Source organism: Thermomonas haemolytica, from assembly GCF_004346265.1.
Taxonomy (GTDB): domain Bacteria; phylum Pseudomonadota; class Gammaproteobacteria; order Xanthomonadales; family Xanthomonadaceae; genus Thermomonas; species Thermomonas haemolytica.
Genome location: NZ_SMAP01000005.1, coordinates 158,641 through 184,814 on the forward strand (window position 1 = coordinate 158,641; position 26,174 = coordinate 184,814).

Below are 26,174 nucleotides of genomic sequence, written 5' to 3' on the forward strand. Positions count from 1 at the left end.
CGCCTCAGAAGAACACGCGCACGCCGAAGCCGACGCTGCGGCCGGGCAGCATCACCTGGTCCTTGAGGAACGAGGTGTGCACGCGTGCGACCTGGTTGGTCAGGTTGCTGCCGTCCGCGAACAGCTCCCAGCTGAGGTTGCCGCTGTCGAAGTGGCGGGACAGGTGCGCGTCCACCAGGGTGTAGCCGGCGGTGGGCGTCTCGTTGGCGGCCACGTCGTTCTGGCGGCTGGTGCGGGTGGCGCCCAGTGCGGCGCGCCAGTTCTCGTGCTGCCAGCGCAGCTGCGCGCCGAGCCGGGCCGGCGCGATCCGCGGCAGGTTGCCGCCGCCGTTGGCGAGGGTGGCGCGCACGGTGTCGCCGAACACCCGCAGGTCCCAGTCGCCGCTGTCGTTGCGGGCGAGGTGGAAGCTGGCCTCGCCCTCCAGCCCGCGGAAGCGCGCATTCGCCTGCGTCCACTGGCGCACCGGCAGGTCCTGGTCGCCTTCTTCCCAGTACCAGGTGTTGCCGGTGTCGGCCAGGTAGATGAAGTTGTCGAAGCGGTTGTAGTAGGCCGACACCTTGGCCTCCACCCAGTCGGCCTGGTACTGCAGGCCCAGCTCCAGCTGGTTGGCGGCTTCCTTGCGCAGGCCGGCGTTGCCGATCTCGTAGGCGAGGGTGGCGATGTGCGGGCCGTCGGAGAACAGCTCCTCCTCCACCGGCGCGCGCTCGGCGCGGTCGAGGTTGAGGGTCAGTTTCCACGCGTCGGACAGCGTCCAGCCGCCGGCCAGCGACAGGCTGAGCGGGCGAAAATCGCGGCTCGCGGCGTCCACCGGGCTCGACTTGACGTTGTCCACGCGCGCGCCGAGGTCGAGCTGGAACCCGTCCCAGCTGCGGCGGGCGACGCCGAACACGCCGTACGCGCGGGTGCTGGTCTGCGGCACGAAGGCCTCCTCGCCGATCGCGAGGAAGGTGCTGGCCGACAGCTGGGTGCCGAGCGCGCCCTGCCAGCCGTCGCGGCTGCCGAAGGTGGCCTCGACCCGGCCTTCGTTGGCGTTCTTGCGGAAGATGGTCCCGGGCTGGCCGCCCTCGAACTCGGTGTGCTCGTAGCCGGTGTGCGCCAGCGAGAAGCGCAGGCCGTTGCCCGCGCCCCACAGGTCGTTCAGCGCGCCCTTGGCCTCGTAGCGGTCCTGGTGCATCTTCAGGTACACCCCGCGCTCGCCGAGGACGGGGTTGCCGGGTTCGCCCGGGTTGCCGTATTCGTCGTTGAAACGCGAGGCGGACAGGCCCACGTAGCCCCAGTCGCCCAGCAGCGAACCGCCCAGCGCGCCGCTGCGGGTATCGATGTAGGAGTTTTGCTGGCGGCCGTCCGGGGTGGTGTAGTCGGGGGCGTGGCGGTACACCGCGTCGGCATGCAGGGCGAAGCGGTCGTTGCCACCGTCCACCCGCGCCATGGTGGTGTTGCCGCCCTGGTCGCCGCCGAAGAAGCGGGTCTCGGCGCGGCCGCTGAAGCCGTTGTCGATCGGGCTGTCCGGAATGCGGCCATCGACCACGTTCACCGCGCCGCCGATCGCACCGCTGCCGTACAGCAAGGTGGACGGGCCTTTCAGCACCTCGATCTGGTCGGCCAGGAACGGCTCGATCGCCGGCGCGTGGTCCTGGCTGACGGTGGACACGTCCTGGCTGGACAGCCCGCCGGACAGGATGGCCACGCGCGGGCCGTCCGTGCCGCGGATGATCGGGCGGCCGACCCCGGGCCCGAAGTTGGAACTCTGCACGCCGGGCACGCTGGACACGGTTTCGCCCAGGGTGGCCGCGCGGTTCTCGTCCAGGCGCGCGCCCGAGAGCACCTCGGTCGGTTTGCTCAGGGTGTCCGCGGTGTCCTGCAGCGCGCTGGCGGTCACCACCACCCCGGCCAGGTCCTTCACGTGCTTGTCCTTGGCGTTGTCCTGATGGCGGGGGGCGCTGCCGGGCGGAGTGGCCTGCGGAGACGTGGCCTGTGGGGCTTGCTGGGCATGCAGCGGCAGGGCGGCGAGGAGGGCGAGGGCGAGCAGGGTCTGGCGGGGCATGGAGATGGAGGGCGGGAGGAAGTGGGGATGTGATATGTTATACTGTATCAGTCAAGGCAATCGATACCTGCCGGAAGTCATGTCACCGCAACGCCTGCAATGGCTGGACCGCCTCGGCGCCGCCGGGTCGCTGCTGTGCGCGATCCACTGCGCGCTGCTGCCGCTGGCGATCGCCCTGCTGCCGTCGCTGGGCGTGGCGCTGCTGGCGGGCGACGGGTTCGAGCAGGGCTTCGTGGCGTTCGCCAGCGTGTTCGGTCTGGGCGTGCTGGCGTGGAGCTACCGCCGCCACCGCGCCCTGCGCGCGCTGGCCCTGCTGCTGCCGGGGCTGGCCGCGCTGTGGCTGGCGGTGCTGTACCCGCCGCTGCACCAGTCGGTGCTGCCGCATGCGCTGGTGATGACGGCCGGCGGCACCCTGGTCGGGCTCTCGCACTGGGCCAACCTGCGCCTGAACCACGCCCACGCCCAGTGCCGGGCGTGCGCCCACGGCGCGTGCTAGACTTGCGCCCCTCGCGCGCGGCGCGAACCACTTTCCACGATTCGATCCAGGAGCAGCACGATGGGCAAGGGCGACCGCAAGACCGCCAAGGGCAAGCGCTACAACGCCAGCTATGGCAATGCGCGGCCGAAGACCGTCACCAAGTCGGCCGGCACCGCCGCCGCCCCGGTGGCGAAGAAGACCGCTGGCAAGGCGGTGGCCAAGAAGGCGGTGAAGAAGGCCGCGGCCTGATCCACCGGCTTCAGAGGTCTGCGACGAAACCCCGCTCCGGCGGGGTTTCTTGCGTCTAAGAGAACCTCTGCACAACCCAGAGGTTCCCGCCGGCCATGGATGGCCGGCCACGCATCGATCATGCAAGTGATTGATGCGTGTGAGCCGAGTCCGGACCTGTGCCGGACTCGGCGTGGGCTGACAACGCCTGGATGGCGTTGTCCAGACCTTCCCTAAGGCCAGGCGCGGCTCAGTGGCCGGCGCCGGCTTCGATCTCGCCCCACACCCGCAGCAGGTTGCCGCCGAGGATCTTGCGGATGTCGGCATCGGCATAGCCGCGCGCCTGCAGCCCGGCCACCAGGTTCGGGTAATCGGCCGCTGAGGTCAGGCCCTCGGCCAACTCGCCATCCACGCCGTCGAAGTCCGAGCCGATGCCGATGTGGTCGATCCCCACCAGCTTCACCCCGTAGTCGATCTGGTCCAGCACCTGCGCCAGGGTGCTGGTGCGCGGCGGGTGCTTGGGCGCCCAGTCGCGGTCGAACGCGGCGCGGTCCAGCGGCGGCTTGCCCTGCGCCTGCAGCTCGGCGTTGTGCTGGTTGAAGGCCTGGCGCGCGCGGAAGAACGCCTGCATGTCGGCGGCCGCGTCCGGGCTGATGAAGCCGGTGCCGAACGGCACCTGGATGACGCCGCCGCGCGCCGCCACCGCCTTGGCGATCTCGTCGCTGATGTTGCGCTCGAAGCCCGGGGTGAAGTGGCGGAACGCGGAGTGGCTGGCGATCACCGGCACCTTGCTCAGCTGGATCGCCTCCAGCGCCGAGGCATCGCCCAGGTGGGAGACGTCCACCATCATGCCCAGCCGGTTCATCTCCGCCACCACCTGGCGGCCGAACGGGCTGAGCCCGTTCCAGGTCTTGTCGGCGGCGTACGAGGAGTCGGCGATGCGGTTGGCCGCGCTGTGCGCCAGGGTGATGTAGCGCACGCCGCGGTCGAAGAAGAACTTCACGTTGCCGAGGTCATCGCCCAGCGGCGCGCCGTTCTCCATGCCCAGCGGCAGCAGCACCCGCCCGCCCTGGCGCAGGCGCGCGGCATCGCGCGGGGAGGTCAGCAGGGCGAACTGGTCGGGGTGGCGCTGCACCAGCGCCTGCACCGCGTCGATCATCGTGTTGGCCACCTGCCAGGCGCTGCCGTCGGCGTCCTGCGCCGGCGAGGTGTAGATGGACATGAACGCCACATCCAGCCCGCCGCGGCGGGCCTTGGCGTAGTCGAACTCGCGGTCGGGCTGCGCGCGGTCGAGGTCGGCCCAGTGCTCCAGCAGGCGGGTGGGCGCGTCGATGTGGGTGTCCACGATGATCGCTTGCTTCGCCAGGCGCTGCGCGGCTTGCGGGGCTTGCGCATGGCAGGTGAAGGCAAGGGACAGGCAGGCGGCGAGCAGGGACAGGCGCATGGCGGGCTTCCTCGGGTCAGGACGTCGGGTGGCCGGCGATGAACACGCGCTCGGCCAGGGTGCCGCCGAGCCAATAGCACAGCTCGGCGGGGTGGGTGATGTTCCACAGCACGAAATCGGCGCGCAGCCCGACGCGCAGCAGGCCGCGGTCGGAAAGCCCCAGCGCGCGTGCGGCGTGCACGGTGGCGCCACGCAGGGCGTCCTCCGGTGTCAGCCGGAAGTGCGTGCAGGCCAGCTGCATCGCCTGGCGCAGCGACAGCAGCGGCGAGGTGCCGGGGTTGCAGTCGGTGGCCACCGCCATCGGCACGCCATGCGCGCGCAGCAGCGCGATCGGCGGCAGCTGCGTCTCGCGCAGCACGTGGAAGGCGCCGGGCAGCAGCACCGCCACCGTGCCCGCGGCGGCCATGGCGCGCACGCCGGCCTCGCGGGTGTATTCCAGATGGTCGGCGGACAGCCCACCGAACTCGGCGGCCAGCGCCGCGCCGCCGAGATCGCTGAGCTGATCGGCGTGCAGCTTCACCGGCAGCCCGAGCGCGCGCGCGGCCTCGAACACGCGCCGCGTCTGCGCGGGCGTAAAGCCGATACCCTCGCAGAACGCATCCACCGCATCCACCAGCCCTTCCGCGTGCAGGCGCGGCAGCCAGGCGATCACCGCGTCGATATAGCCGTCGGCGTCGCCCTGGTATTCCGGCGGCAGCGCATGCGCGGCCAGATAGGTGGTGCGCACGGTCACGCCCAGCTGTTCGCCGATCTGGCGCGCCACCCGCAGCAGCTTGCGTTCGTTGTCGAAATCCAGCCCATAGCCGGACTTGATCTCCAGCGTGGTGACGCCATCGGCCAGCAGCGCGCGCGCGCGCGGCAGCGACTGCGCCAGCAACGCTTCTTCACTGGCAGCGCGCACTGCGCGCACGCTGGAGAGGATGCCGCCGCCGGCGCGGGCGATGTCCGCATAGCTGGCGCCGTTGAGGCGCAGGTCGAACTCGTGGGCGCGGTGGCCGGCAAACACCAGATGGGTATGGCAGTCGATCAGGCCCGGGGTCGCCCAGCCGCGTGCTTCGATCACCTCGCGCGCGAGCTTCGCAGGTGCGGCGGGCAGCGCGCTGCGCGGACCGACGTAGGCCAGCACGCCGTCGCGCCAGCCCAGCGCACCGTCCTCGATCACGTGACCACCGGGGCGGGTGTCGTCCAGCGTGGCCAGATGCACGCCCAGCAGCAGGCCGTCGTAGGGCAGCGCGTTCATGCCGCCCCCTGCCGGGGTGTGGCGGGTGCGGGTGGCAGCAGGCGCAGCGCCAGCGCCTTGTAGATCGGCAGCGGGCAGATCAGGCTGGAGGCGGTACGCGCCAGCAGCACGGTGGCCAGGATCGGCAGCAGCATGTCCTGGTTGTCGGTCAGCTCCATCGAGATCACCGCGGCGGTCAGCGGCGCCTGGGTGACGCCGGCCAGATAGCCGCACATCCCCAGCAGCACCAGTGCGCTGGCCGGCGCCGCGGGCAGCAGCAGCGAGAGGTTATGGCCGAGGCCGGCGCCGACCGCCAGTGCCGGCGAAAACAGGCCGCCCGGAATGCCCGCCACGTACGAGACCAGGTTGGCCAGGAACTTCACCAGCCCGAATTCATGCCCCACCGTCGCCTGGCCCTGCACCAGCCCGCGCGCCTGCTCATAGCCGGTGCCGAACGCCCCGGCGCCGAAGGCGATGCCCAGGCCCGCCAGCAGCAGGCCGCACGCGGCCGCCAGCAGCACCGGATGGCGCGCGCGCAGCACGCCCAGCCAGCGCGGCCGGCCCGCCATCGCCTCCAGTAGCAGGCGGCTGAACAGGCCGCCTGCCAGCCCGCAGACCACGCCGCACAGCGGCACCGCCAGCCACGCCTGCCGCAGCGGCAGCAGCGCATGTACGCGACCGAAGTAGGTGTAGTTGCCGACGACCGCCAACGAGACCACGCCGCCGACGATCACCGCGGTCAGCAGGGTGCCGGAGACGCGGTGTTCGAACGAGTTGCTGAGTTCCTCGATCGCGAACACCACGCCCGCCAGCGGGGTGTTGAAGGCGGCGGCCAGGCCGGCCGCGCCGCCGGCGAGCAGGAAGCGGCGGGCCTGATGCTCGCCGCGAAAGCCCAGCGCCCGCCCCAGCGCCTGCATCAGGCCGGCGCCGACGTGCACGGTCGGGCCCTCGCGCCCGATCGAAGCGCCGCCCAGCAGCCCGGCCACGGTCAGCACCAGCTTGGCGGATGCGACCTTGAGCGACAGATGTCGCTGGCGCTCATCGGCGTCCATCTCCAGCCCGGCGATGACCTGCGGGATGCCGCTGCCGCGGGTGGCCTGCAGGCCGTGGTGGGTGATCCAGGCCACCAGCGCGAAGACCGCCGGGGTCAGGGCCAGCACCCACCACGGCGAGGCGTGCAGCACCCGCTGGAACAGGGAGAAGGCGAAGTCGGACGCGCGCGCGAACAGGATGGCGGCCAGGGCCACCAGCACCGCACCGCCCCACAGTGCCGCCCGGCGTTTCCAGACCTGGGTGGAGAGCAGGGCCTCAACGCCGGTTTCGGGTTCTGGGTGCTCGCTCATCTTCAGATTGTCGCATGCACCGCGTATGCACCGACTAGGGAACCTCTGATCAATTCAGAGGTTCCCGCCGGCCATGGATGGCCGGCCACGCATCAATCACGCAAGTGATTGATGCGTGTGAGCCGAGTCCGGACCTGTGCCGGACTCGGCGTGGGCTGACAACGCCTGGATGGCGTTGTTCAGACCATTCCCTAGAATGGGCGCGCTGGCCAGATCCGACTTGTAACGGAGCCACCAATGCCCACCGCGTCCACGCCCCATCGCCTTGCCATACGTCCCGGGAGCACGCCATGAGCGCGCTGGAGGGCTGGAGCGGCCGCGTCGATCTGCCGGAGGAGGCCTCCACCCGGCGCTGGCATCAGTGGGTGCGCGCGGCCACGCCTCAGTCCGCGCCGGGGATCGCGCTGCTGGGCTTCGCCTGCGATGAGGGCGTGCGCCGCAACCACGGTCGCGTGGGCGCGGCGGAGGGGCCGGCGGCGCTGCGCCGGATGCTGTCCAACCTGCCGGTGCTGGACGAGGTGCCGCTGTACGACGCCGGCACCATCGCCTGCACCGACGGCGACCTGGAGGGCGCGCAGGCGCGCTATGCGCAGGCGCTGGCCGCGCTGCTGGACGCCGGGCACCTGGCCGTGGGCCTGGGCGGCGGCCACGAGATCGCCTATGCCAGCTATCTGGGCCTGGCGCAGCATCTGGGCACGCGCCGGCCGCGGGTTTTGATCATCAACCTCGATGCCCATTTCGACCTGCGTCGGCAGGAGCGTGCCAGCTCCGGGACGCCGTTTTTGCAGGCGATCGAACACGCGCGCAGCAACGGGCTGCCGCTCGAATACTGGGTGTATGGCATCAGCGCCTCTGCCAACACGCGCGCGCTGTTCGAGACCGCCGACGCGCTGGGCGTGCACTACGTGCGCGATGACGAACTCGGCCTGCTGGCGTTGCCGCAGCGGTTGACCGAACTGCAGGCGAAGCTGGCCGGTGTCGATGCGGTCTATCTCACCCTCGACATCGACGCGCTGCCGCAGGCGGTGGCGCCGGGCGTGAGCGCGCCGGCTGCGCGCGGAGTATCGCTGGAGGTGGCCGAGCCGCTGCTGGATGTGATCGCGGCCAGCGGCAAGCTGCGCCTGCTGGACGTGGCCGAGCTATGCCCGCGCCTGGATCGCGACGATGCCACCGCGCGCGTCGCCGCGCGCCTGATCCACCGCCTCACCCACGCGGCGCTGCGCGCGCGCTGAGCTGCGCCTGCCTTCAGCGCGGGTCGCGCAGCGCCGGGCGCAGCGGGGCGAGATTGCCGTCGTTCGCGGCCGGGGCGATCCCGAGCAGGTCGGCCAGCAGCGGGTACACGTCCACGTTGTCGAACGGTTGCAGCACGGTGCCGGCGCGGAACGCCGGGCCATGCGCCACGAAGGTGGCGCGCATCGACGGCAGCGCCGGGTCGAAGCCGTGCGAGCCGCGGTCACCGGGCCGGCGCTTGGCCTTCCACCCGGCATAGAGCGCGTCCCAACCCTCGTCCATCTGGCACACGATCGGCGGGATGCGCGGATGCGTGCCGTAGTGCCAGCGCTCCGGCAACTCCTGCTTGCGCCAGCATTCATAGTGCGGATGCCGGCCCAGCAGGCGCGCCTCGGCCTCGGCCTCGTGGCCCGGCAGCGGGCGCACGCCCACCACCTGGCCGGCGGTGTCCACCTCGGCGATGTCTGCCGGCACCATCGCGTCCACCGTCACCACCTGGCCGTCCGGCACCCGCGCCATGCCGTGATCGGAGACCACCACGAGGTTGGTGGCGTCCAGCATCCCGCGCCGGCGCAGGCCGTCCACCAGGCGTGCCAGCGCCGCGTCCACCTCGGCCAGCGCCGCCAGCACCGGCGGGCTCTCGGGGCCGCCGTCGTGCTCGGCGTGGTCCACCTGGTCGAAGTACAGCGTCATCAGCGCCGGGCGCTGTGCCGGCGGCAGGTCGAACCAGCCCAGCACCCGATCCACCCGCGCATCCGGCGTCACCTTGGCGTCGAAGGCATGCCATTCGTCCGGGCGCACGCCGTGGATCACGGCTTCGCTGCCCGGCCAGAACATGGTCGCGGTGCGCAGCCCAGCCTTGTGCGCGGTGACCCAGATCGGCTCGCCGCCGTCCCACCAGCGGCCATCACCCACGGCCTGGCGGTTGTCCATCGAGAACCGGCCAAGCTGCGGGTCGCGCATGGTGTTGTGGACGATGCCGTGATGGTCCGGGCGCAGGCCGGTCACCAGGGTGTAATGGTTGGGGAAGGTCAGCGACGGAAACGAGGGATTCATCCACTGCGCGCGCACGCCGGTATCGGCCAGGTGCTGCAGGGTGGGCAGGCGCGGCAGGTCGTCCGGGCGCAGGCCGTCGATCGACACCAGCAGCACCGGCGCGACGGTCGGCGCGGGCGCTTGTGCGGCGGTGGGCGCGCGGGAGGCGGGAGGGCTGGCGCAGCCGGCCACGGCCAGCAGCGCGGCGGTGAGCAGGGGGGTGAGGAAGGTGCGCATGCGCCGATGATAGCCGGCGGCCATGACCGGCCGCAGGCGGGCACGATGCGATAATCGCGGCAACGCCTGCAGGAGCTGTCCGATGTCCAATCGTCACGATCCCTCCCGCCGCATCCACGCCCCGCGCGGCACCGCCCTCAGCTGCCGTTCGTGGCTGACCGAGGCGCCGTTCCGGATGCTGCAGAACAACCTCGACCCCGACGTGGCCGAGCGCCCGGAGGACCTGGTGGTGTACGGCGGCATCGGCCGCGCCGCGCGCGACTGGGAGTGCTTCGACAAGATCCTGGAGACGCTCAAGACCCTGGGCGACGACGAGACCCTGCTGGTGCAGTCAGGCAAGCCGGTGGGCGTGTTTCCCACACATCCCGACGCGCCGCGCGTCTTGATCGCCAACTCCAACCTGGTGCCGCACTGGGCGACCTGGGAGCACTTCAACGAGCTGGATCGCAAGGGCCTGATGATGTACGGCCAGATGACGGCAGGCAGTTGGATCTACATCGGCAGCCAGGGCATCGTGCAGGGCACCTACGAGACCTTCGTGGAGATGGGCCGCCAGCACTACGGCGGCTCGCTCAAGGGCAAGTGGATCCTCACCGCCGGCCTCGGCGGGATGGGCGGCGCGCAGCCGCTGGCGGCCTCGCTGGCTGGCGCGTGCAGCCTCACCATCGAATGCCGGCAGTCGAGCATCGATTTTCGCCTGCGCACCCGCTACGTGGACGAGCAGGCCGCCGACCTCGACGACGCGCTGGCCCGCATCGAGACATACACCAAGGCGGGCGAAGCCAAGTCCATCGCGCTGCTCGGCAATGCGGCGGAGATCCTGCCGGAGCTGGTGCGTCGCGGCGTGCGCCCCGACTGCGTGACCGACCAGACCAGCGCGCACGACCCGGTGCACGGCTACCTGCCGATCGGCTGGAGCGTCGAGCAGTGGTTGGACGAACAGAAGTCGAACCCGGACAAGGTGCGCGATGCGGCCAAACGGTCGATGCGCGTGCACGTGGAGGCGATGCTGGCCTTCCACGCCGCCGGCATCCCCACCGTCGATTACGGCAACAACATCCGCCAGATGGCGTTCGACGAAGGCTGCAAGAACGCCTTCGACTTCCCCGGCTTCGTGCCGGCCTACGTGCGCCCGCTGTTCTGCCGCGGCATCGGCCCGTTCCGCTGGGTGGCGCTCAGCGGCGACCCGGAAGACATCTACAAGACCGACGCGAAGGTGAAGGAACTGATCCCGGACGATCCGCACCTGCACCGCTGGCTGGACATGGCGCGCGAGCGCATCCGCTTCCAGGGCCTGCCGGCGCGCATCTGCTGGGTTGGCCTGGGCCTGCGCCACAAGCTGGGCCTGGCGTTCAACGAAATGGTGCGCAGCGGGGAGCTGAAAGCGCCGATCGTGATCGGCCGCGATCACCTGGATTCCGGCAGCGTGGCCTCACCGAACCGCGAAACCGAAGCCATGCGCGACGGCAGCGATGCGGTGAGTGACTGGCCGCTGCTGAATGCCATGCTCAACGTCGCCGGCGGCGCGACCTGGGTGTCGCTGCACCACGGTGGTGGTGTCGGCATGGGCTACTCGCAGCACAGCGGCGTGGTCATCGTCTGCGACGGGTCCGAGGCCGCCGACAAGCGCATCGCCCGGGTGCTGTGGAACGACCCTGGCACCGGCGTGATGCGCCATGCCGACGCGGGCTACGAGATCGCGCAGGCGTGCGCGCGGGAGCAGGGCCTCAAGCTGCCGATGCTGCCATGAGCGCGCCGATGCCGAAGACGCTGCGCATCGATTTCGTCTCCGACGTGGTCTGTCCGTGGTGCGCGGTGGGGCTGGCCTCGCTGGAGCTGGCGCTGCGGCGGTTGCAGGGCGAGGTGGAGGCGGAACTCCATTTCCAGCCGTTCGAGCTGGACCCGGACATGCCGGCCGGCGGCATGGACGTGGCCGAGAACCTCAAGCGCAAGTACGGGATGGACGATGCGCAGCTGGCCGAGAACCAGGCGCGCATCCGCGAGCGCGGGGCCGAGCTGGGCTTCACCTTCGACTTCAACGCGCGCAGCCGCACCTGGAACACCTTCGACGCCCACCGTCTGCTGCATTGGGCCGCAGTGGAGGCGCCGGAGCGCCAGCTCCCGCTGAAGCGCGCGCTGCTGGTGGCCAACTTCAGCGAGGGCCTCGACATCAGCGACCGCACCGTGCTGGCGGAGATCGCGGCCGGGGTCGGCCTGGACGCGCAGCGGGCGCGCGCGGTGCTGGACGGCGGTGAGTTCGCAGATGCGGTGCGTGCTGCCGAGCAATTCTTCCAGAACCTGGGCATCCGCAGCGTGCCGGCCGTGATCGTAGAGCGCAGGCACCTGATTTCCGGTGGCCAGCCGCCAGAGGTGTTCGAGCGCGCGCTGCGGGAGATCGCGGCGCAGTGAACCCGTGGTGCGGGCAGGCGCAGCCTTCGGCATCGCCCTCGCAGCGAGCGACGCGCTCTCCCTCCGCAGTGTTTCCAACCCCTTTTCCCGAGTGCATCCCATGAGCGAGCCGACACCTCCCGTTGCCATCGCGGCCCACGACGCGCCGCCGCGCAATGCGCCATCCCTGTATCCGCCGCCGTTCGCCGAGCGCATGGTCGGCCGGGTCAAGCAGCCGCTTGGAACCCTGTTCGGGCTCGTGAATTTCGGGGTCAACCTGACCCGGCTGGCGCCAGGCGCGGTGTCCGCGCTGCGGCATGCGCATGCCCTGCAGGACGAGTTCATCTACGTGCTGGAAGGCGAGCCGACGCTGGTCACCGATGCCGGCCGTACCCGGCTCGCTCCGGGCATGTGCGCCGGCTTCAAGGCCGGCAGCGGCGATGCACACCAGCTCGTCAACGAGAGCGACCGCGAGGCGGTGTACCTCGAGGTGGGCGACCGCACCCCGAATGATTCGGTCGTGTATCCCGACGACGACCTCGTCGCGGTCGGCACCGCGACGGGCGGCTGGATATTCACCCACAAGGACGGCCGGCCGTATTGAGGCAGTCGTGCGATGGCCCGCCCGCCGGCACCCGGCCCGGGCGGGGGTAGACTCGCGCCGACGCAGGGCGGAGGGGACGCGGATGCGCGGATGGAAAGCTGTGGCGTGCGCCGGGTGGCTGGTGCTGCTGGGCGTGTTCGTGGGGCCGGTGCGGGCGCAGGCCGCGGCAACGCCGGTGGTGGAACTGCGCGAGACCTTCCCGCCCGGGCCCGAGATCCGGGTGCCGCCGAACGCGACGGTGTACCTGCGCATCGGCTATTCCGCGCCGGCGCCGGTCCACATCTGGGCGCGCCCGTATTTCCACGGACGCCCGGCGGAGGCGGGCAGCAGCCCATCGCTGCAGTATTCCGGCGATGGCGAGACGCTCGGGTTCTTCTTCCTGTTCAAGCCGGGGCAGGTGGACGAGGTGCGGGTCACCGCCGGCGATGGCCGCCCTGGGAGCACCCCGGAGATCGCGCGCTGGCCGCTGGTGGTCGCGGTCGAGGCCGGTGCGCCGGCCCCGGGCGCGCCGCCGGCCTGGGTGGCATCGCTGCGCGCGCAGGAACATGCGCGCGCCGATCAGTTGCGCGCGCAGGCGGCGCAGGTGCCGCCGTCGGCCGGGTCGATCGCGTGGTTCAGCGGCTTCATGCTGCTGATGCTCGGGCTGGCGGCGGCCGGCATCGGCTGGCCGCTGTGGGCCCTCTGGCGCTGGCGCGGCGGATGGCGCTGGCTGGCCGCGGTGCCGGCGGCCGCGGTGGCGTTCGTGCTGTTGCGCATCGTGCTGGACACCGCGCGCGATCCCACCTCGCACAACCTGTGGCCGTTCGAGGTGGTGATGGTGGCCGGCGCCAGCCTGCTCGCCATGTTGTCGCTGGCGCTGGTGCGGCGGCTGCGGGAGGCGCGCCCGCAGTGAACGCCGCGCCTGCCGGCTACAGCCGGTGGATGCGCAGGCGGCGGCCCTTGATCTTGCCGGCGCGCAGGCGCTCCAGCGCGCGTCCGGCCTGCGCGTGCGCGATGGCGACGTAGCTGCGGGTGGGATAGACGTCGATCTTGCCGATCGCGTCCTTGTGCAACCCGGCCTCGCCGGTCAGCGCGCCGACGATGTCGCCGGGGCGCAGCTTGTCGGTGCGGCCGGCGTCGATGCGCAGGGTCGCCATCGCCGCCTGCGGCACGCCGCGCGGCTTGCCGTCCAGCGGGGCGATGCGTTCGAAGCGGATCGGGGCCGCTTGGCGGTCCTCGATCAGGGCGACGCGTCCGCGCTCCTTCTCGGCGACCAGGCTCAGGGCAAGGCCGTCGCGCCCGGCGCGGCCGGTGCGCCCGATGCGGTGCAGGTAGGTATCGATATCGGTGGGCAACTCGTAATTCACCACCGCGTCGATGTCGTCGATGTCCAGCCCGCGCGCGGCCACGTCGCTGGCCACCAGCACGTTGCAGCTGCGGTTGGAAAAGCGCACCAGCACCTCCTCGCGGTCGCGCTGCTCCATGTCGCCGTGCAGCGCCAGCGCGGTGAAGCCGTAGTGCGCCAGCGAGCCCACCACTTCCTCGGTGTCCTTGCGCATGTTGCAGAACACCACGGTGGAGGCCGGGTTGAACTGCAGCAGCAGCGCGGCCAGCTGCGGGGCGCGCCGCGCTGGGTCGGCCTCGAAGAAGCGCGCCTCGATCGTCGCCGGCTGCACGCCGCCGCCCACGCAGACTTCCACCGGTTCGCGCAGCATGGCGGTGGCCAGGGTGCGGATGGCGTCGGGGAAGGTGGCCGAGAACAGCAGCCCCTGGCGGTCCTTCGGGATGCGCCTGGCCAGCGCGCGGATGGGTTCATCGAAGCCCATGTCCAGCATGCGGTCGGCCTCGTCCAGCACCAGCACGCGCACGCCGCGCAGGTCCAGCGCGGCCTTCTGCACCAGTTCCAGCACGCGCCCGGGCGTGCCCACCACCACCTGCGGCGGATGCGCCAGCGAGGCCAGCTGCGGCGCCAGCGGGATGCCGCCGCAGAGCACCGACAGCTTGAGGTTGGCGATGCCGGTGGCGAGCTTGCGCAGCTGCTTGCCCACCTGGTCGGCCAGTTCGCGGGTGGGGCACAGCACCAGCGCCTGGGTGCCGCCGGCCGCGGGGTCGATCCGCTGCAGCAGGCCCAACCCGAAGGCCGCGGTCTTGCCGCTGCCAGTGGGCGCCTGCGCGATCAGGTCGCGGCCGGCGAGGATGGCGGGGAGGGCCTGCGCCTGCACCGGCGTGAGCGCGGTGTAGCCGAGGGCATCGAGGCCGGGCGCGAGCGCGGGCGGCAGCGCGAGGTCGGCGAACGTGGCGGGAGTCTGCATGGCCCATGATCGCAGGTTTGCGGCGCGGGCCGGCCGCGGCCGGGTTCACCCTCGGTTGTGGGCAGCGCCGCGCCGGGCCACTAGACTGGCCGCGACTTCCCACCGATCCCCGCGATGCGCCTGCGCTGGTTGTTGCCCCTGTCCTGCCTGCTGGCCGCGGCCTGCAGCCGCCCACCGGAACCCGCCACCCAGGCCGCCGCCACGCCGGTCGCGCCGCCGGCCCCACGCGTGCAGCGCAAGCCGCAGGCCGAGATCGACTGGTCATCGGACGTGCGCCTGGAGGCGGGCGATGCGTGGATCGACTGCAGCGCCGATTACCACCAGGGCGATGGTCGCCCGGTGCTCTCGCTGGCCTACCTCGACCTGCGCAAGACCATGCAGGATTGCCGCGCCACCGGCCTGATGCGGCTGCGCTACAAGGGCCGCATCACCCCCAGCTTCGCCGCGCTGGCCGAACGCTCCGGCAAGGTCGCCGGCGACCTCGGGATCGGCAAGCGCATCCTCGACATCGACTCCGGCGGCGGCAGCGTGGAGGCGGCGATGCGCGCAGGGGATGCGATCGGCGAGAACGACTGGACGATCTGGGTGCGCGGCGATTCGGTCTGCCACAGCGCCTGCGTGCTGCTGCTGGCGGCCGGCGACATGCGCGTGATCGTCGGCCCGGTGGGCGTGCACCGAATGATCCGGGTGAAGTCGGCGGCGACCTCGCGGCGCGAACTGGGCGAAGAGCTGCGCAAGATCAGCGACGACCTGCGCAACTACCTCGAGCGCAACGGCGCCTCGATCGAGGTGTACGACCTGATGACCACGGTGCCCAACCGCACCCTGCGCATCCTCACCGATGCCGAGCTGGAGAAGTTCGGCCTGTCCGGCGCGAACCCGGTGGAGGACGACCTCGACCGCATCCGCCTGGCCCGCACCTGCGGCACCGAATTCCTGCAGCGCCGCGATGCCTTCCGCCGCGCCTACGATGCGCAATGCGTGCAGCCGGCCGATGCCGCGCACCAGGACGTGGCCGAGATCAACGCCTGCGGGCTCGCCCTGCGCCAGCGCTACGGCTTCCCCGACCCGCGCTGCCCGATCGACAGCCCGATGGCCGAACTCGACGGCGCGGTGCTGGCGATCCCGCCCGTCGCGCCGCCGCCGGAACCCGCGCCGGCCACGCCGGAGGCGCCGCCTGCCGCCGCTGCGGCCGAACACGCCGCGGGCGGCGAGGACGCGCCGGCAAGGTGAGCAGGTGGGTCGGCTTCAGCCGGCCCGCACCCGGATCTCGATCTCACCCACCCGCACCCGCTGCCCGGCGCGGATCTTGGCGGTCTTGCGCAGTTCCACCGCGCCGTCCACCTGCACCGCGCCGCTGGCTACCAGCCGCTTGCCGGCGCCGCCGGAGTCGCACAGGCCGGCCAGCTTCAGCAGCTGGTTGAGTTCGATGAACTCGCGGTCGAGGGTGAAGTCGATGGTGGGTGTGGTGGGCATAGCGGTCACGGCAAGGGGATGCGGGCGCGGATGCCGTCGCGTTCGATCACCACGCCCTTGCGGTCGATCGCCACGACCGTGAGAGGACCGAAACGGTCGCCCTCGCCCATGCGTTGGCCGTCGAGGATGACGAAGCGGCGGGCAGGGTCGGCGTCCCACATGTGCATGCTCAGTTTCACCGGCGGCAGGCCGGTGCTGGCGATGTCGGGGATGGCATCCGATGTGGATGCGGGCGTGGGGGCGGGTGCGGGAGGTGGCGGGGCGACAGGAGGTGGAGATGGCGGCGACGGGCGCGCGGCGGCGATCGGCGCGGCCGGCGTGGCCGCGATGGGAATGGTGGTGCCGGTCGGCGCGGGGCGTGCCACCACCTGCGGCAGCGGCGTGGCGAGGGGCGGTGTTTCGGCGGCGGGGCGGGCGGCGGGCGCGCTGGCCGGCGGCGTGCTGGTGACCACCGGCGCACGCCCGCGCAGGGCCAGCCAGAGCGCCAGCGCCAGCACGGCCAGCGCGATCGCGCCCAGCCACAGCAGCGGGCGGGCGGCCGGCGCGCGCCGGCGCGGGACCGGAGGCAGTTCCAGCCGCAGGTCGGGCGCGCGGTCGCGGCGGCGCTCGGCTTCGGATTTGCGCAGGGCTTCCAGGATCAGCGACATCGCATCACTCCAGCGCCCGCTGCAGGCGCGGGCCGGGCAGGCCATTGGCCAGGGCCATCAGGGTCAGGCTGCCGGCCACGCCGTCCGCCGGCAGTCCGTGCGCGGCCTGGAAGTCGCGCACTGCCGCGCGCAGGCGGGCGTCGTAGGCCGCGCCGGGACGCGCGGCCTCGGGCAGCAGGCGCAGCCATAGCCAGTCCACCGCGGCGCCGCGGGCGCCCGGTCGCGGCGGCACGTCCAGTACGGCCGGGCCACGCCACAGCCCGGCGTAATCGCCGTCCCAGTGCGCCTGCAGCAGGCCGCGGTCGAGGTCGAATACGTCCGCGCCCACGCGCAGGCGCACGTTGCGGGCATCCGCGCCCAGCAGCACCGCCCAGGCGCTGGCGGTGCCGTCGCGCAGGTGCAGCAGCAGCGGGCGATCCAGCGCCATCAGGGTGTCCAGCCGCGCGCGGCCTTGCACGCAGTGCAGGTCGGCGGGATCGCCACCGGGCGTGCATGGGCCGTCGGGGGCGACCGTGATCGCCTGCGCCGGCAAGCCCCACAGCTGCAGCAGGGCTTGCCAGGCCGGCGCCGGGCTGGCGTCGGCACTGCGCAGGCGCGTCGCCAGCGCGCCGGCATCCAGCCGTGGGATGCGCGCCGTGGCGCGCGCGGCGGTGGTGGGTGCGGCCAATGTGGCGGCGGTGGTCGCGGTAGGGGGCGCGGCGGGGCGGGTGGCGCTGCCTGCCGCGGGGCGTCGCCATGCCAGTGCCAGCAGCAGCGCGGCCAGCGCGACCACGGCCACGCCGGCGACGAGCGCGCCGGTGCGCAGGCGCTGCGGGCGCGGTCGCGGCGGCAGCACCTCGTCGGCGGCGGCATCCACCAGGCGGCGGTCGATGGCGAGCGCATCGCGCGCATAGCCGGCCAGCAGCGCGCGTTCGGCGATCACGTTCAGCAGCCGCGGCACCCCGCCGGAACGCCGGTACAGGCGGCGCACCGCGCCGGCATCGAACGGGAAGCGGGTGCCGCCGGCCACCCGCCAGCGATGGCGCAGGTAGGCCTCGGTCTCGGCTGTATCCAGCGGCAGCAGGTGGTAGCGCGCGGTGATCCGCTGCGCCAGCTGGCGCAGCTCCGGGCGCGCCAGCAGGGTGCGCAGCTCGGGCTGGCCCAGCAGCACGATCTGCAGCAGCTTCTGGGTGGCGGTTTCCAGGTTGGTCAGCAGCCGCACCTGCTCCAGGGTATCTGCCGGCAGGTTCTGCGCCTCGTCGATCAGCACCACTACCCGCAGGCCCTGCGCGTAGGCCTCCAGCAGGTAGGCATTGAGCGCATCCACCAGGGCCTTGATGCTGCCGCGGTGGCCGTCGATCGGGATGCGCAGCTCCTCGCAGAGTGTCTCCAGCAGTTCGACCGGAGTCTGGCGGGGATTGAGGATCAGCGCGGCGCGCACATGTTCCGGCAGCTGTTCCAGCAGCAGCCGGCTCAGGGTGGTCTTGCCGGTCCCCACCTCGCCGGTGAGCTGCACGAAGCCGCCACCGCCGCCCTGGTCGATGCCGAACAGCAGGTGCGCCAGCGCGTCCCGGTGGCGCTCGCTCAGGTGCACGAAGCGCGGGTCGGGCGTGATCGAGAATGGCGGCTCGTCGAGCCCGTAATACCCCAGGTACATGCGCCTAGCCTGCCATGTCTCGCGGCGGTTGGGTCAGTCGGCCACGTGGTGGGCTTCGCTGATCGCCGCCTGCTCGGCATGCGTGGGCCGCCGCCGCCCGGCCAGCAGGCCTTGCGCGAACACCACCGCCAGGATGATGGCCACGCCACCGTAGAAGCGCGGCGAGAGCTCCTGCTGCTCGCCGAACAGCAGCGCCGCCAGCAGGATCGCGTAGACCGGCTCGAGGTTGATCGACAGCTGCGCGGTGAACGCCGACAGGTGGCGCAGCGCCACCAGGCACAGGGCGAACGGCAGCAGGGTGCAGGCCAGCGCCAGCACCAGCAGCCACAGCACGTCCAGCCCGGCCGGCAGCACCAGCAGCGGCCCGGCGAAGGCAGGCACCAGCAGCGGCATCAGCGGCGCCAGCAGGCTCAGGGTGAGCACGCCGGCGCCGAGCTCCAGCGCGGTCACGGTGAGCGCGTCGCCGGCGTCCACCATGCGCTTGTTGAGGCTGGAGAACAGCGCCACGAACAGCGCCGACACCACCCCGGATGCGATCCCCGCGTGCATCCCGGATGGCACCCCGCCGACCACCAGCCAGATCCCCGGCAGCGCGGCCAGCCCCAGCAGCAGGTCGCCGGGGCGGAACCGCTGGCGGGTCAGGGCCGGTTCCACCAGCGCGGTCATCGGGGTGGCAAACGCAATGCAGGTGGCCGCCACCGAGGCATTGGCCAGCTTGATCGCGCCGTAGAAGGTGAGCCAGTGCAGCGCCACCAGCGCGCCGATCCCGGCATAGGCCCAGCGCGTGCGCGGTGGCATCGCGCGCAGGGCGCGCCAGACCCGCGGCAGCAGCGCCAGCGCGGCCACCACGATCAGCATCCGCCACCACACCAGCGGCAGCGCCGGCAGGGTGATCAATTTCCCGAGGATGGCGGTGAAGCCCCACAGCAGGACGCAGAAGTGGATCTGCCAGAGGGCGCGGGTGGTCTCGGGGGTTTTCATCCGCGCATTATCGGCGGCCACCGCCCGCTGCGGGGCGTGACCGATGGCCGGTCGCGCCGCGGCCGCGACGCGGCATACTCGGGCTTTCCCCTCGCGAGGAACCACCGACATGCGCATCGCTCCGTTGGCCGTGGCCCTGGCCTTGACCCTGGCCGTCGCTTCCCCGCTGCACGCGCAGCAGGCCGAGCGCGCGGTATCCAAGCCGTTCCTGATCGACGACACCCGTGCGCCGCTGGCGGCACCGCTGGACCCGGCCCGGCTGGCGCGCTTCGATGCGTTCGTGGAAGCGGTGCAGAAGCAGTTCCAGGTGCCGGGCGTGGCGGTGGCGATCGTCAAGGACGGCCAGGTGGTGATGGAGCGCGGCTACGGCGTGCGCGAGCTGGGCAAGCCGGCGAAGGTGGACGCCCACACCATGTTCGCGATCGCCTCCAACACCAAGGCGTTCACCGCCGCCGCGCTGAACATGCTGCAGGACGACGGCAAGCTGAAGACCACCGACCGCGTGATCGACCACCTGCCGTGGTTCCGCATGAGCGATCCGTACGTCACCCGCGAGATGCGCATCCGCGACCTGCTGGCGCACCGCAGCGGCCTGAGCCTGGGCGCCGGCGACCTGCTGTACTGGCCCACCACCACCTATTCCACCCGCGAGGTGGCGGAACGCCTGAAGGACGTGCCGTTGACCGGCGGCTTCCGCGAGCAGTACGCCTACGACAACATCCTGTTCGGGGTGGCCCAGCTGGTGATCGAGCAGGCCTCCGGGATGTCCTACAAGCAGTTCCTGCAGACCCGCATCTGGCAGCCGCTGGGGATGACCGAGACCCGCTACAACAGCGACGACCTCAAGCCCGGCGACAACGTCGCGGTGGGCAACGCGCTGTACGACTTCAAGGACCTGCGGCCGATTCCCAGCCCGACCAGCTGGCGCAACGTGTCCGGTGCCGGCGGCATCTATTCCAGCGTGCACGACCTGGCCAAGTGGATGAACCTGCAGCTGGCCGGTGGCGAGATTCCGGGTAGCGGCGGCAAGCGCCTGTTCTCGCAGGCCCGCCAGCGCGAGATGTGGACGATGCTGACCCCGATCCCGGTCGGCAAGCCGGCGGTGCCCGAGCTGGCCCCGGCGGTGCCCAATTTCTCCGGCTATGCGCAGGGCTGGTTCCTGTCCGATTACGCCGGCCACCGCCTGGTCTGGCATACCGGCGGCTGGCCGGGGCAGGTGTCGCGGCTGACCCTGCTGCCGGACGCGCGCGTCGGCGTCGTGGTGCTGACCAGCGCCGAGGTCGGGGCCGCCTTCAACGCGATCACCTATGAAGCGCTGGACATGATGCTGGGCCAGGACGGCCACGACTGGCTGCGTGGCTACGCGGCGGCGCAGGCCAAGGCCCAGGGCAATGCCGACGCGGACTGGCAGAAGCACGTCGCCGCGCGCGACGCCGCCAGCACGCCGTCGCTGCCGCTGGCGAAGTACGCCGCCACCTACCGCGACCCGTGGTACGGCGACGTCATCATCCGCCAGGGCAAGAACGGGCTGGAGATGCAGTTCAGCAAGACCGCCGAGCTGCTTGGCGACCTCGAGCACTGGCAGCACGACACCTTCATCGTGCGCTGGCGCGACCGCGGCCTGAACGCGGACGCGTTCGTGAACTTTGCGCTGGACCCGGACGGCCGCGTGCGCGAGCTGCGGATGGAGCCGGTGTCGCCGCTGACCGATTTCAGTTTCGACTTCCAGGACCTGCGGCTGGTGCCGGTGGATGCGGAAAGCGCCGGCCACTGAGCCGGCGGCCGTCCCGGCGGGGCTGCCCGCCGGGGCTCGAGGCCCGCGCAGGCCCGATCAGACCCGCTCAGGCCACCGCGCTGGGGCGCTGCGCCTGCTCGGCGCGGCGCGCCAGCACGCGTTCGATCCGCGCGAACACCTCGCGCAGGACATCGGCTTCGGGCAGCAGGGTGACCCGGAAATGGTCGCGGTAGGGCACGTTGAAGCTGGTGCCCGGCACGATCAGCACGTCTTCCTGCTCCAGCATTTCCAGCGCGAAGGCGTGGTCGTCGAAGTCGCGCGCCGCCGCGCCCACCACCCGCGGGAAGCCGTACAGCGCACCCGCCGGCGGCACCAGCGCCAGGTGCTCGCTGGCCGCGCAGGATTCGATCAGCGCGCGCCGGGTCTCGTACAGCCGGCCGCCGGGGCGGACCAGTTCGCCGATGGTGTCGGCGCCGTGCAGCGCCTGCTCGATCGCGAACTGCCCGGGCACGTTCGCGCACAGGCGCAGCGCGCCCAGCAGGTCCATCGCGTGGTGGAAATCGCCGCAGGCCAGGGCGTCGCCGGACAGCACCGCCCAGCCGATGCGCCAGCCGCAGGCGCGGTGCACCTTCGACAGCCCGCCGAAGCTCAGGCAGGGCAGGTCGCCGGCCAGCGGCGCCACCGGCTGGAAGGTGGCGTCGTCGTACAGGATGCCGTCGTAGATCTCGTCCACCAGCAGCAGCAGGCGGTAGCGGCGCGCGATTTCCACGATCCGCTCCAGCAGCGCGCGCGGATAGCTGGCACCGGTGGGATTGTTGGGGTTGATCAGCACGATCGCGCGGGTGCGCGAGGACACCAGCGACTCGATCTGCTCGGGATCGGGCAAAAAGCCGTTGTCGCGGTCCAGCTTGTAATAGACCGGGCGGCCGTCGTTGAGGATGGTGGCCGCGCTCCACAGCGGGTAGTCGGGCGAGGGCACCAGCACTTCCTCACCGGGGTTCAGCAGCGCGCGCAGGGCGATGTCGATCAGCTCGGACACGCCGTTGCCCACGAATACCCGCTCCGGGCTGGCATTCGGCGTGCCGCGCGCCTTGTGGAACGCCGCGATCGCCTCGCGCGCCTCGGGCAGGCCCTGCTGGTGGGTATAGGGGTCGGTGCGCTGGATGTGATCGGCGATCGCGCGCTGCAAATGCTCCGGCGCGCGGAACCCGAACGCGCCGGGGTTGCCGATGTTGAGCTTGATCAGCTTGCGGCCCTGGGCCTCCAGCTCGCGCGCGCGGCGCGCCAGTTCGCCGCGGATCTCGTAGCGGACCTCGGTCAGGCGGGTGCGGGTGGCGATCTTGTGGCGGGGGTTGAACGACGACATCGGCGGTGCGGGCGGGGAATGGAGCGGAAAGCCTAGCGGAAAACCCGCGGGAATACGGGGTCGGGCGGCCTGCGCCGCGCCTGCCGGGGTGCTGCTGCCGGCCGCCCCGCCCGGGTCGCGTTTCCCGCCGGTGGAAGGGAAGGCCTAGAATCCGGCGATGAATCCGGCGATGACCGCAACCCGCCCTGCATGACGCCGCCTGCCGCGCTCTCCGCGATCGGCTGGCGCTGGACGCCCGCCACCCTGCCGCCAGACTGGACGGCATTGATGGCATCGCACCCGCAGGCGCGCCCGGCGCGGATCGTGGAGCAGCACCGCAGCGGCTATCGGGTGGCCGAGGCGCCGGAGCAGGCGCAGCCGGCCGAATCGCTGCCGGAATGGCAGCGCGCCGGCAGCTACCGCAAGGGCGAGCTGGCGCCCGAGCAGCGCCCCGCGGTGGGCGACTGGGTGCTGGTGGAAGGCCATGCGCCGAAGTCGCTGCGGATCGTGGCGCTGCTGCCGCGGCGGTCGGCGATCAAGCGCGGCGCCGCCGGCGAGCATTACCGCCAGCAGGTGATCGCCGCCAACATCGACACCGCGTTCGTGGTCTGCGGGCTGGATGCCGATTTCAACCCGCGCCGGATCGAGCGCTACCTGCTGCTGGTGGCCGGTCACGGCGTGCAGCCGGTGGTGGTGCTGACCAAGGCGGACAAGGACGCCGCCGATCCCGAGACGGCGCGGGCCCAGCTCGGCGGTCTGGAGGTGCCGGTGCTGGCGCTGAACGCGAAGGACCCGGCCAGCGCGGCGCTGCTGCAGCCCTGGCTGCAGCCCGGGCATAGCGTGGTGCTGGTGGGCAGTTCCGGGGCCGGCAAGTCCACCCTCACCAACACCCTGCTCGGGATCGAGAAGATGAAGACTGGCGCAGTGCGCGCGCACGATGCGCGCGGCCGCCACACCACCACCCATCGTGCGCTGATCGCGCTGCCGTCCGGCGCCTGCCTGATCGACACGCCGGGGATGCGCGAACTCAAGCCGACCGGCGAGGAGGCCGTGGCCGAGAGCTTTTCCGACATCGAGGCGCTGGCCGCGCAGTGCCGCTTCCGTGATTGCCGGCATGCGCGCGAACCCGGTTGCGCGGTGCGCGCCGCGGTCGAGCGCGGCGAGCTGGACGGCCGCCGGGTGGCGAATTTCCTCAAGCTGTCGGCGGAAGTGGCCGGCGCCGCCGACCGCCTCGCGCAGCGGCTGGCGCAGAAAGCCGAGGCGCGCACGCCGGGCAAGCCCGCGCGCCGGCCGCCGGAGCGCCCGCATGGCCGGCGCTGACGCGATCGCCCACCACGCAGCGCTGGATGCGCGGCTGGCGCGGGCGGCCAAGCCGATCCGGCTGCTCAGCTTGGCCAGCTGGCCGGCCAGCGAGCAGCAGGCGTTCCTCGCCGGGTGGGCGCGCGGCAACCCGCAGCTGCCGCGGTACCAGTATCCGAGGCTGGATTTCGCAGAGGCACGGCGCGAGCTGTCGGCCATCGCCGCCGCCGCCGATCCCACCCATCCGCTCGGCCAGTACCTGGTCGAATCGGCGCAGGGCTGGGTGCTGGCGGCCGAGCTGCTGGAGCACCTAGGCACGCCGCAGGTGACCGACCTGTCGATCGCCCTGTTCGGCACCCCCGACCAGGCGCTGCCGGGCGGCGCCACCACCCGCGAGGCGGCCAACCACTTCCTGCGCGTGGCCGACGAGCTCGACCGCGAGCTGGTAGCCGACGCGCAGGAGGTGGAGGTCTCGGCCGAAGCCCTGGCACTGCGCCTGCAGTCCGCGCTGGACGAGTTCTTCGGCGGCCGCGTGATCGCGGTGGAGCTGGACCCGGATCTGATCGCCAAGGCCGCCGCCGGCGCCAGCCGGATCCGCCTGCGCGCGGGCGCGGCGTTCTCCGACTACGACTACCAGCAGCTGCTGCAACACGAGGCCTACGTGCACTCGCTGACCGCGCTGAACGGCCAGCGCCAGCCCAACCTGCCCAGCCTGGCGCTGTCCTCGCCGCGGATCACCGCCACCCAGGAGGGGTTGGCGGTATTCGCCGAGCAGATCACCGGCAGCATCGATATCGAACGCCTCAAACGCGTCAGCCTGCGCATCGAGGCGGTGGCAATGGCGCTGGAAGGCGCCGACTTCGTGCAGGTGTTCCGCTATTTCCTCGAATCCGGGCAGAGCGAGGTGGAAAGCTTCACCTCCGCCCAGCGCGTGTTCCGCGGCGTGCCCACCACCGGCGGCGCGGCGTTCACCAAGGACACCGTGTACCTGCGCGGGCTGATCGGCGTGCACACCTTCTTCCGCTGGGCGCTCAAGCAGGGCCGCCTGCGCCTGTGCCGGCGCCTGTTCGCCGGCAAGATGACCCTGGCCGACGTGCAGCGCTTCGAGCCGCTGTTCGACAGCGGCGACCTGCTGGAACCCACCTGGCTTCCGGCCTGGGTGGCGCGCGCCAGCGCCCTGGCGGGGATGCTCGCGTTTTCCTCGTTCGCCAGCCGCATCCGGCTGGAACAGCTGGGCACCGATGGCGGCGTGCTCGATGTTTAGGGTAATGCGGCGCGATCGGCGCCAGCAGCGCATGCCACAGCACCACCTGCTCGATCTCAATCAGAAACACCTTGCGCCGTGTCTGCTGGCGAAGCCCCCAGCGCTTCGGCGTCACCGAATCTCAGTGGCATCGATTGGTATCCCGATCGCGTTGTGCTACCGTCGCTGGCGGGGGAGTTCAGGTTTCCTTGAACAGGTTGGCGGGGACGCAGCCTCAAGTTTATGGCTGCCAGCTTGAATCGAGTGGGAATTTTTATGGGACATGTGATTATGAATTCCTTGGCTAGGCGAACTTTTATCGCGGCGGCGATTGCTTTTGCCGGACTATCGCATGCGGGAGATACTACTACATATCCCGCTGAATACTGGCGGCACATACAGCAAAGGAGCCTCATTCAGGCAGCCCAGGATCAGTTCGGGGATCGAGTTGATTTGAATTCTGGAAGTCTGGAGATCGTACAGACCGATGTGGTATTGCCGGGTATCGGTCCTGATATGCGAGTGGGCCGTCGTTATCGCCCTAGCGATGCTTATGGTGAAGGTCTGTTTCGATACTGGGATATTGATTTGCCTCATATCCATGGCACATTTTCTGCATCCGTTGGGTGGCCGGGTTGGGGTGCGAGGGGGGCGCGTTGTTCGCAGTTTTCCGCGCCCCCCGATGTCGTCGTTCAGGGTGGTTCTTTCAGCGCAGACGAGTATTGGAGTGGTAGCTTTCTTTATTTGCCCGGGGAAGGGGAGCAGGAATTGCTGGAAAGGGCGGGTGCGCCTGCCCCGAATGATGGGAAAGTTTATCCAGTTGTGACCAAATCTGGCAATGCCATACGCTGCGTCCCGCTTGCGCAAACGAGTGAGTCTAGCGCTGTTGGTGGTGAAGGTTTCGAAGTTGTAGATACGAAAGGCACTATTTACACTCTCAATCAATACGTGTCCCGCTATGAGCGCACTTTGAGTAAATCATATCCTGATCCGGTTTTGTCGTTGACGGCCGGCGCGGTTGGGTCGTCCGGATTTGGGCAGCTCGTGGAAAAAGAAAGTGCGAGCATCTATAACTTTGGAAATGGCGGGAATCGGCAGTTGTCGGCAGGCTATAATCTGCCACGTAAAGAAATTTTGCTGTATCCAACAAGGGTGACGGATCGCTTTGGAAACAGTGTCACCATTTCGCCGCTCGTGTCAACAGGCACGAAAAAGATTCTCCCGCTCCCGGGCTGAAGGTATCGCCTTGACCTGTCCACCGGCTTCCGTTG

At 71.1% G+C, this 26,174-nt stretch carries 23 protein-coding genes; 12 read left to right on the forward strand and 11 right to left on the reverse strand.

Annotation, left to right across the window (positions count from 1 at the left end; translation table 11 throughout):
- Window positions 1–4 precede the first annotated feature (4 nt).
- On the reverse strand, window positions 5–2,044 hold the full coding sequence (locus tag EDC34_RS08210; RefSeq protein ID WP_114960013.1) for a TonB-dependent receptor: 2,040 nt from the start codon (window positions 2,042–2,044) through the stop codon (window positions 5–7).
- 79 nt (window positions 2,045–2,123) lie between these two features.
- Here EDC34_RS08210 and EDC34_RS08215 point away from each other — a divergent pair, with 79 nt between their 5' ends.
- Both EDC34_RS08215 and EDC34_RS08220 read left to right on the forward strand, forming a co-directional pair.
- Window positions 2,124–2,540: a MerC family mercury resistance protein gene (locus EDC34_RS08215; RefSeq protein ID WP_114960014.1), complete on the forward strand. Its 417-nt coding sequence runs from the start codon at window positions 2,124–2,126 to the stop codon at window positions 2,538–2,540.
- Window positions 2,541–2,600: 60 nt separating this feature from the next.
- Entirely contained in the window at window positions 2,601–2,771 is a 171-nt protein-coding gene (locus tag EDC34_RS08220; protein WP_114960015.1) for a 30S ribosomal protein THX, read from the forward strand.
- Between the two features lie 229 nt (window positions 2,772–3,000).
- Here the strand turns inward: EDC34_RS08220 and EDC34_RS08225 are convergent, their stop codons facing one another.
- From EDC34_RS08225 to EDC34_RS08235, 3 genes are read right to left on the reverse strand one after another with little or no spacing between them, the layout of a single operon-like run.
- Window positions 3,001–4,194, reverse strand: a complete 1,194-nt coding sequence (locus EDC34_RS08225; RefSeq protein WP_114960016.1) for a dipeptidase — start codon at window positions 4,192–4,194, stop codon at window positions 3,001–3,003.
- A gap of 16 nt (window positions 4,195–4,210) precedes the next feature.
- Complete coding sequence (gene hutI, locus EDC34_RS08230) at window positions 4,211–5,434, reverse strand: imidazolonepropionase (protein ID WP_114960017.1); 1,224 nt, start codon at window positions 5,432–5,434, stop codon at window positions 4,211–4,213.
- Window positions 5,431–6,756 carry a chloride channel protein gene (locus EDC34_RS08235; RefSeq protein WP_114960018.1) on the reverse strand — a complete coding sequence of 442 codons (1,326 nt, stop codon included), beginning with the start codon at window positions 6,754–6,756 and terminating at the stop codon, window positions 5,431–5,433. The genes hutI and EDC34_RS08235 overlap by 4 nt, the downstream gene beginning before the upstream one ends.
- A 290-nt stretch (window positions 6,757–7,046) precedes the next feature.
- Here EDC34_RS08235 and hutG point away from each other — a divergent pair, with 290 nt between their 5' ends.
- Window positions 7,047–7,988 carry a formimidoylglutamase gene (hutG, locus tag EDC34_RS08240; RefSeq protein WP_114960019.1) on the forward strand — a complete coding sequence of 314 codons (942 nt, stop codon included), beginning with the start codon at window positions 7,047–7,049 and terminating at the stop codon, window positions 7,986–7,988.
- A 13-nt stretch (window positions 7,989–8,001) separates the two neighbouring features.
- On the opposite strand, the gene EDC34_RS08245 is transcribed toward hutG, so the two are convergent.
- Window positions 8,002–9,258 (reverse strand): alkaline phosphatase family protein, encoded by a 1,257-nt coding sequence (locus EDC34_RS08245; RefSeq protein ID WP_114960045.1) that lies wholly within the window; start codon window positions 9,256–9,258, stop codon window positions 8,002–8,004.
- An 82-nt stretch (window positions 9,259–9,340) separates the two neighbouring features.
- Between EDC34_RS08245 and hutU the strand changes: the two genes are divergently transcribed.
- The 4 genes from hutU (at window position 9,341) to EDC34_RS08265 (ending at window position 13,142) form a co-directional block, all read left to right on the forward strand.
- Entirely contained in the window at window positions 9,341–11,008 is a 1,668-nt protein-coding gene (gene hutU / locus EDC34_RS08250) for a urocanate hydratase (protein ID WP_114960020.1), read from the forward strand.
- Window positions 11,009–11,016: 8 nt separating this feature from the next.
- The gene (locus EDC34_RS08255; protein ID WP_341829777.1) at window positions 11,017–11,667 is read left to right on the forward strand and encodes a DsbA family oxidoreductase; all 651 of its coding nucleotides are present in this window, start codon (window positions 11,017–11,019) and stop codon (window positions 11,665–11,667) included.
- 100 nt (window positions 11,668–11,767) lie between these two features.
- Window positions 11,768–12,250, forward strand: coding sequence for a cupin domain-containing protein (locus tag EDC34_RS08260; RefSeq protein ID WP_114960022.1), 483 nt, complete (start codon window positions 11,768–11,770; stop codon window positions 12,248–12,250).
- Between the two features lie 100 nt (window positions 12,251–12,350).
- Window positions 12,351–13,142 (forward strand): hypothetical protein, encoded by a 792-nt coding sequence (locus tag EDC34_RS08265; RefSeq protein ID WP_240311082.1) that lies wholly within the window; start codon window positions 12,351–12,353, stop codon window positions 13,140–13,142.
- A gap of 16 nt (window positions 13,143–13,158) precedes the next feature.
- Here EDC34_RS08265 and dbpA read toward each other — a convergent pair whose 3' ends face one another.
- Window positions 13,159–14,541: an ATP-dependent RNA helicase DbpA gene (gene dbpA / locus EDC34_RS08270; protein ID WP_114960023.1), complete on the reverse strand. Its 1,383-nt coding sequence runs from the start codon at window positions 14,539–14,541 to the stop codon at window positions 13,159–13,161.
- A gap of 114 nt (window positions 14,542–14,655) precedes the next feature.
- Here dbpA and EDC34_RS08275 point away from each other — a divergent pair, with 114 nt between their 5' ends.
- Complete coding sequence (locus EDC34_RS08275) at window positions 14,656–15,774, forward strand: COG3904 family protein (RefSeq protein ID WP_114960024.1); 1,119 nt, start codon at window positions 14,656–14,658, stop codon at window positions 15,772–15,774.
- Window positions 15,775–15,789: 15 nt separating this feature from the next.
- On the opposite strand, the gene EDC34_RS08280 is transcribed toward EDC34_RS08275, so the two are convergent.
- The 4 genes from EDC34_RS08280 to EDC34_RS08295 are packed head-to-tail and all read right to left on the reverse strand — an operon-like array spanning window position 15,790 to window position 19,281.
- Window positions 15,790–16,017: an RNA-binding S4 domain-containing protein gene (locus EDC34_RS08280; RefSeq protein WP_114960025.1), complete on the reverse strand. Its 228-nt coding sequence runs from the start codon at window positions 16,015–16,017 to the stop codon at window positions 15,790–15,792.
- 5 nt (window positions 16,018–16,022) lie between these two features.
- Window positions 16,023–16,664: a general secretion pathway protein GspB gene (locus EDC34_RS12460; RefSeq protein ID WP_165921022.1), complete on the reverse strand. Its 642-nt coding sequence runs from the start codon at window positions 16,662–16,664 to the stop codon at window positions 16,023–16,025.
- 4 nt (window positions 16,665–16,668) lie between these two features.
- Window positions 16,669–18,300 carry an ExeA family protein gene (locus EDC34_RS08290; RefSeq protein WP_114961126.1) on the reverse strand — a complete coding sequence of 544 codons (1,632 nt, stop codon included), beginning with the start codon at window positions 18,298–18,300 and terminating at the stop codon, window positions 16,669–16,671.
- A 33-nt stretch (window positions 18,301–18,333) separates the two neighbouring features.
- Window positions 18,334–19,281 (reverse strand): DMT family transporter, encoded by a 948-nt coding sequence (locus EDC34_RS08295; protein WP_114961125.1) that lies wholly within the window; start codon window positions 19,279–19,281, stop codon window positions 18,334–18,336.
- 109 nt (window positions 19,282–19,390) lie between these two features.
- Here EDC34_RS08295 and EDC34_RS08300 point away from each other — a divergent pair, with 109 nt between their 5' ends.
- Complete coding sequence (locus EDC34_RS08300) at window positions 19,391–21,055, forward strand: serine hydrolase (protein WP_114961124.1); 1,665 nt, start codon at window positions 19,391–19,393, stop codon at window positions 21,053–21,055.
- 67 nt (window positions 21,056–21,122) lie between these two features.
- Here EDC34_RS08300 and EDC34_RS08305 read toward each other — a convergent pair whose 3' ends face one another.
- Window positions 21,123–22,382, reverse strand: a complete 1,260-nt coding sequence (locus tag EDC34_RS08305; protein ID WP_114961123.1) for a pyridoxal phosphate-dependent aminotransferase — start codon at window positions 22,380–22,382, stop codon at window positions 21,123–21,125.
- Between the two features lie 189 nt (window positions 22,383–22,571).
- Between EDC34_RS08305 and rsgA the strand changes: the two genes are divergently transcribed.
- The 3 genes from rsgA to EDC34_RS08320 all read left to right on the forward strand — a co-directional run bounded on the left by rsgA (window position 22,572) and on the right by EDC34_RS08320 (window position 26,139).
- On the forward strand, window positions 22,572–23,681 hold the full coding sequence (gene rsgA / locus EDC34_RS08310; RefSeq protein ID WP_114961122.1) for a ribosome small subunit-dependent GTPase A: 1,110 nt from the start codon (window positions 22,572–22,574) through the stop codon (window positions 23,679–23,681).
- A complete protein-coding gene (locus tag EDC34_RS08315; RefSeq protein ID WP_114961121.1) occupies window positions 23,668–24,924 on the forward strand; it encodes a flavohemoglobin expression-modulating QEGLA motif protein in 1,257 nt (418 codons plus the stop codon). The genes rsgA and EDC34_RS08315 overlap by 14 nt, the downstream gene beginning before the upstream one ends.
- Window positions 24,925–25,146: 222 nt before the next feature.
- The gene (locus EDC34_RS08320) at window positions 25,147–26,139 is read left to right on the forward strand and encodes a hypothetical protein (protein WP_132982870.1); all 993 of its coding nucleotides are present in this window, start codon (window positions 25,147–25,149) and stop codon (window positions 26,137–26,139) included.
- Window positions 26,140–26,174: the final 35 nt, after the last annotated feature.

What these genes read in the sequence shown, in the direction of transcription:
- EDC34_RS08210 (WP_114960013.1), bottom strand. Translation starts at nt 2,044, where the DNA reads ATGCCCCGCCAGACCCTGCTCGCCCTCGCCCTCCTCGCCGCCCTGCCG.
- dbpA (WP_114960023.1), bottom strand. Translation starts at nt 14,541, where the DNA reads ATGCAGACTCCCGCCACGTTCGCCGACCTCGCGCTGCCGCCCGCGCTC.
- EDC34_RS08215 (WP_114960014.1), top strand. Translation starts at nt 2,124, where the DNA reads ATGTCACCGCAACGCCTGCAATGGCTGGACCGCCTCGGCGCCGCCGGG.
- hutI (WP_114960017.1), bottom strand. Translation starts at nt 5,434, where the DNA reads ATGAACGCGCTGCCCTACGACGGCCTGCTGCTGGGCGTGCATCTGGCC.
- EDC34_RS08260 (WP_114960022.1), top strand. Translation starts at nt 11,768, where the DNA reads ATGAGCGAGCCGACACCTCCCGTTGCCATCGCGGCCCACGACGCGCCG.
- EDC34_RS08235 (WP_114960018.1), bottom strand. Translation starts at nt 6,756, where the DNA reads ATGAGCGAGCACCCAGAACCCGAAACCGGCGTTGAGGCCCTGCTCTCC.
- EDC34_RS12460 (WP_165921022.1), bottom strand. Translation starts at nt 16,664, where the DNA reads ATGTCGCTGATCCTGGAAGCCCTGCGCAAATCCGAAGCCGAGCGCCGC.
- EDC34_RS08225 (WP_114960016.1), bottom strand. Translation starts at nt 4,194, where the DNA reads ATGCGCCTGTCCCTGCTCGCCGCCTGCCTGTCCCTTGCCTTCACCTGC.
- EDC34_RS08245 (WP_114960045.1), bottom strand. Translation starts at nt 9,258, where the DNA reads ATGCGCACCTTCCTCACCCCCCTGCTCACCGCCGCGCTGCTGGCCGTG.
- EDC34_RS08290 (WP_114961126.1), bottom strand. Translation starts at nt 18,300, where the DNA reads ATGTACCTGGGGTATTACGGGCTCGACGAGCCGCCATTCTCGATCACG.
- EDC34_RS08275 (WP_114960024.1), top strand. Translation starts at nt 14,656, where the DNA reads ATGCGCCTGCGCTGGTTGTTGCCCCTGTCCTGCCTGCTGGCCGCGGCC.
- EDC34_RS08220 (WP_114960015.1), top strand. Translation starts at nt 2,601, where the DNA reads ATGGGCAAGGGCGACCGCAAGACCGCCAAGGGCAAGCGCTACAACGCC.
- EDC34_RS08315 (WP_114961121.1), top strand. Translation starts at nt 23,668, where the DNA reads ATGGCCGGCGCTGACGCGATCGCCCACCACGCAGCGCTGGATGCGCGG.
- hutU (WP_114960020.1), top strand. Translation starts at nt 9,341, where the DNA reads ATGTCCAATCGTCACGATCCCTCCCGCCGCATCCACGCCCCGCGCGGC.
- hutG (WP_114960019.1), top strand. Translation starts at nt 7,047, where the DNA reads ATGAGCGCGCTGGAGGGCTGGAGCGGCCGCGTCGATCTGCCGGAGGAG.
- EDC34_RS08295 (WP_114961125.1), bottom strand. Translation starts at nt 19,281, where the DNA reads ATGAAAACCCCCGAGACCACCCGCGCCCTCTGGCAGATCCACTTCTGC.
- EDC34_RS08300 (WP_114961124.1), top strand. Translation starts at nt 19,391, where the DNA reads ATGCGCATCGCTCCGTTGGCCGTGGCCCTGGCCTTGACCCTGGCCGTC.
- EDC34_RS08320 (WP_132982870.1), top strand. Translation starts at nt 25,147, where the DNA reads ATGGCTGCCAGCTTGAATCGAGTGGGAATTTTTATGGGACATGTGATT.
- rsgA (WP_114961122.1), top strand. Translation starts at nt 22,572, where the DNA reads ATGACGCCGCCTGCCGCGCTCTCCGCGATCGGCTGGCGCTGGACGCCC.
- EDC34_RS08255 (WP_341829777.1), top strand. Translation starts at nt 11,017, where the DNA reads ATGCCGAAGACGCTGCGCATCGATTTCGTCTCCGACGTGGTCTGTCCG.
- EDC34_RS08305 (WP_114961123.1), bottom strand. Translation starts at nt 22,382, where the DNA reads ATGTCGTCGTTCAACCCCCGCCACAAGATCGCCACCCGCACCCGCCTG.
- EDC34_RS08280 (WP_114960025.1), bottom strand. Translation starts at nt 16,017, where the DNA reads ATGCCCACCACACCCACCATCGACTTCACCCTCGACCGCGAGTTCATC.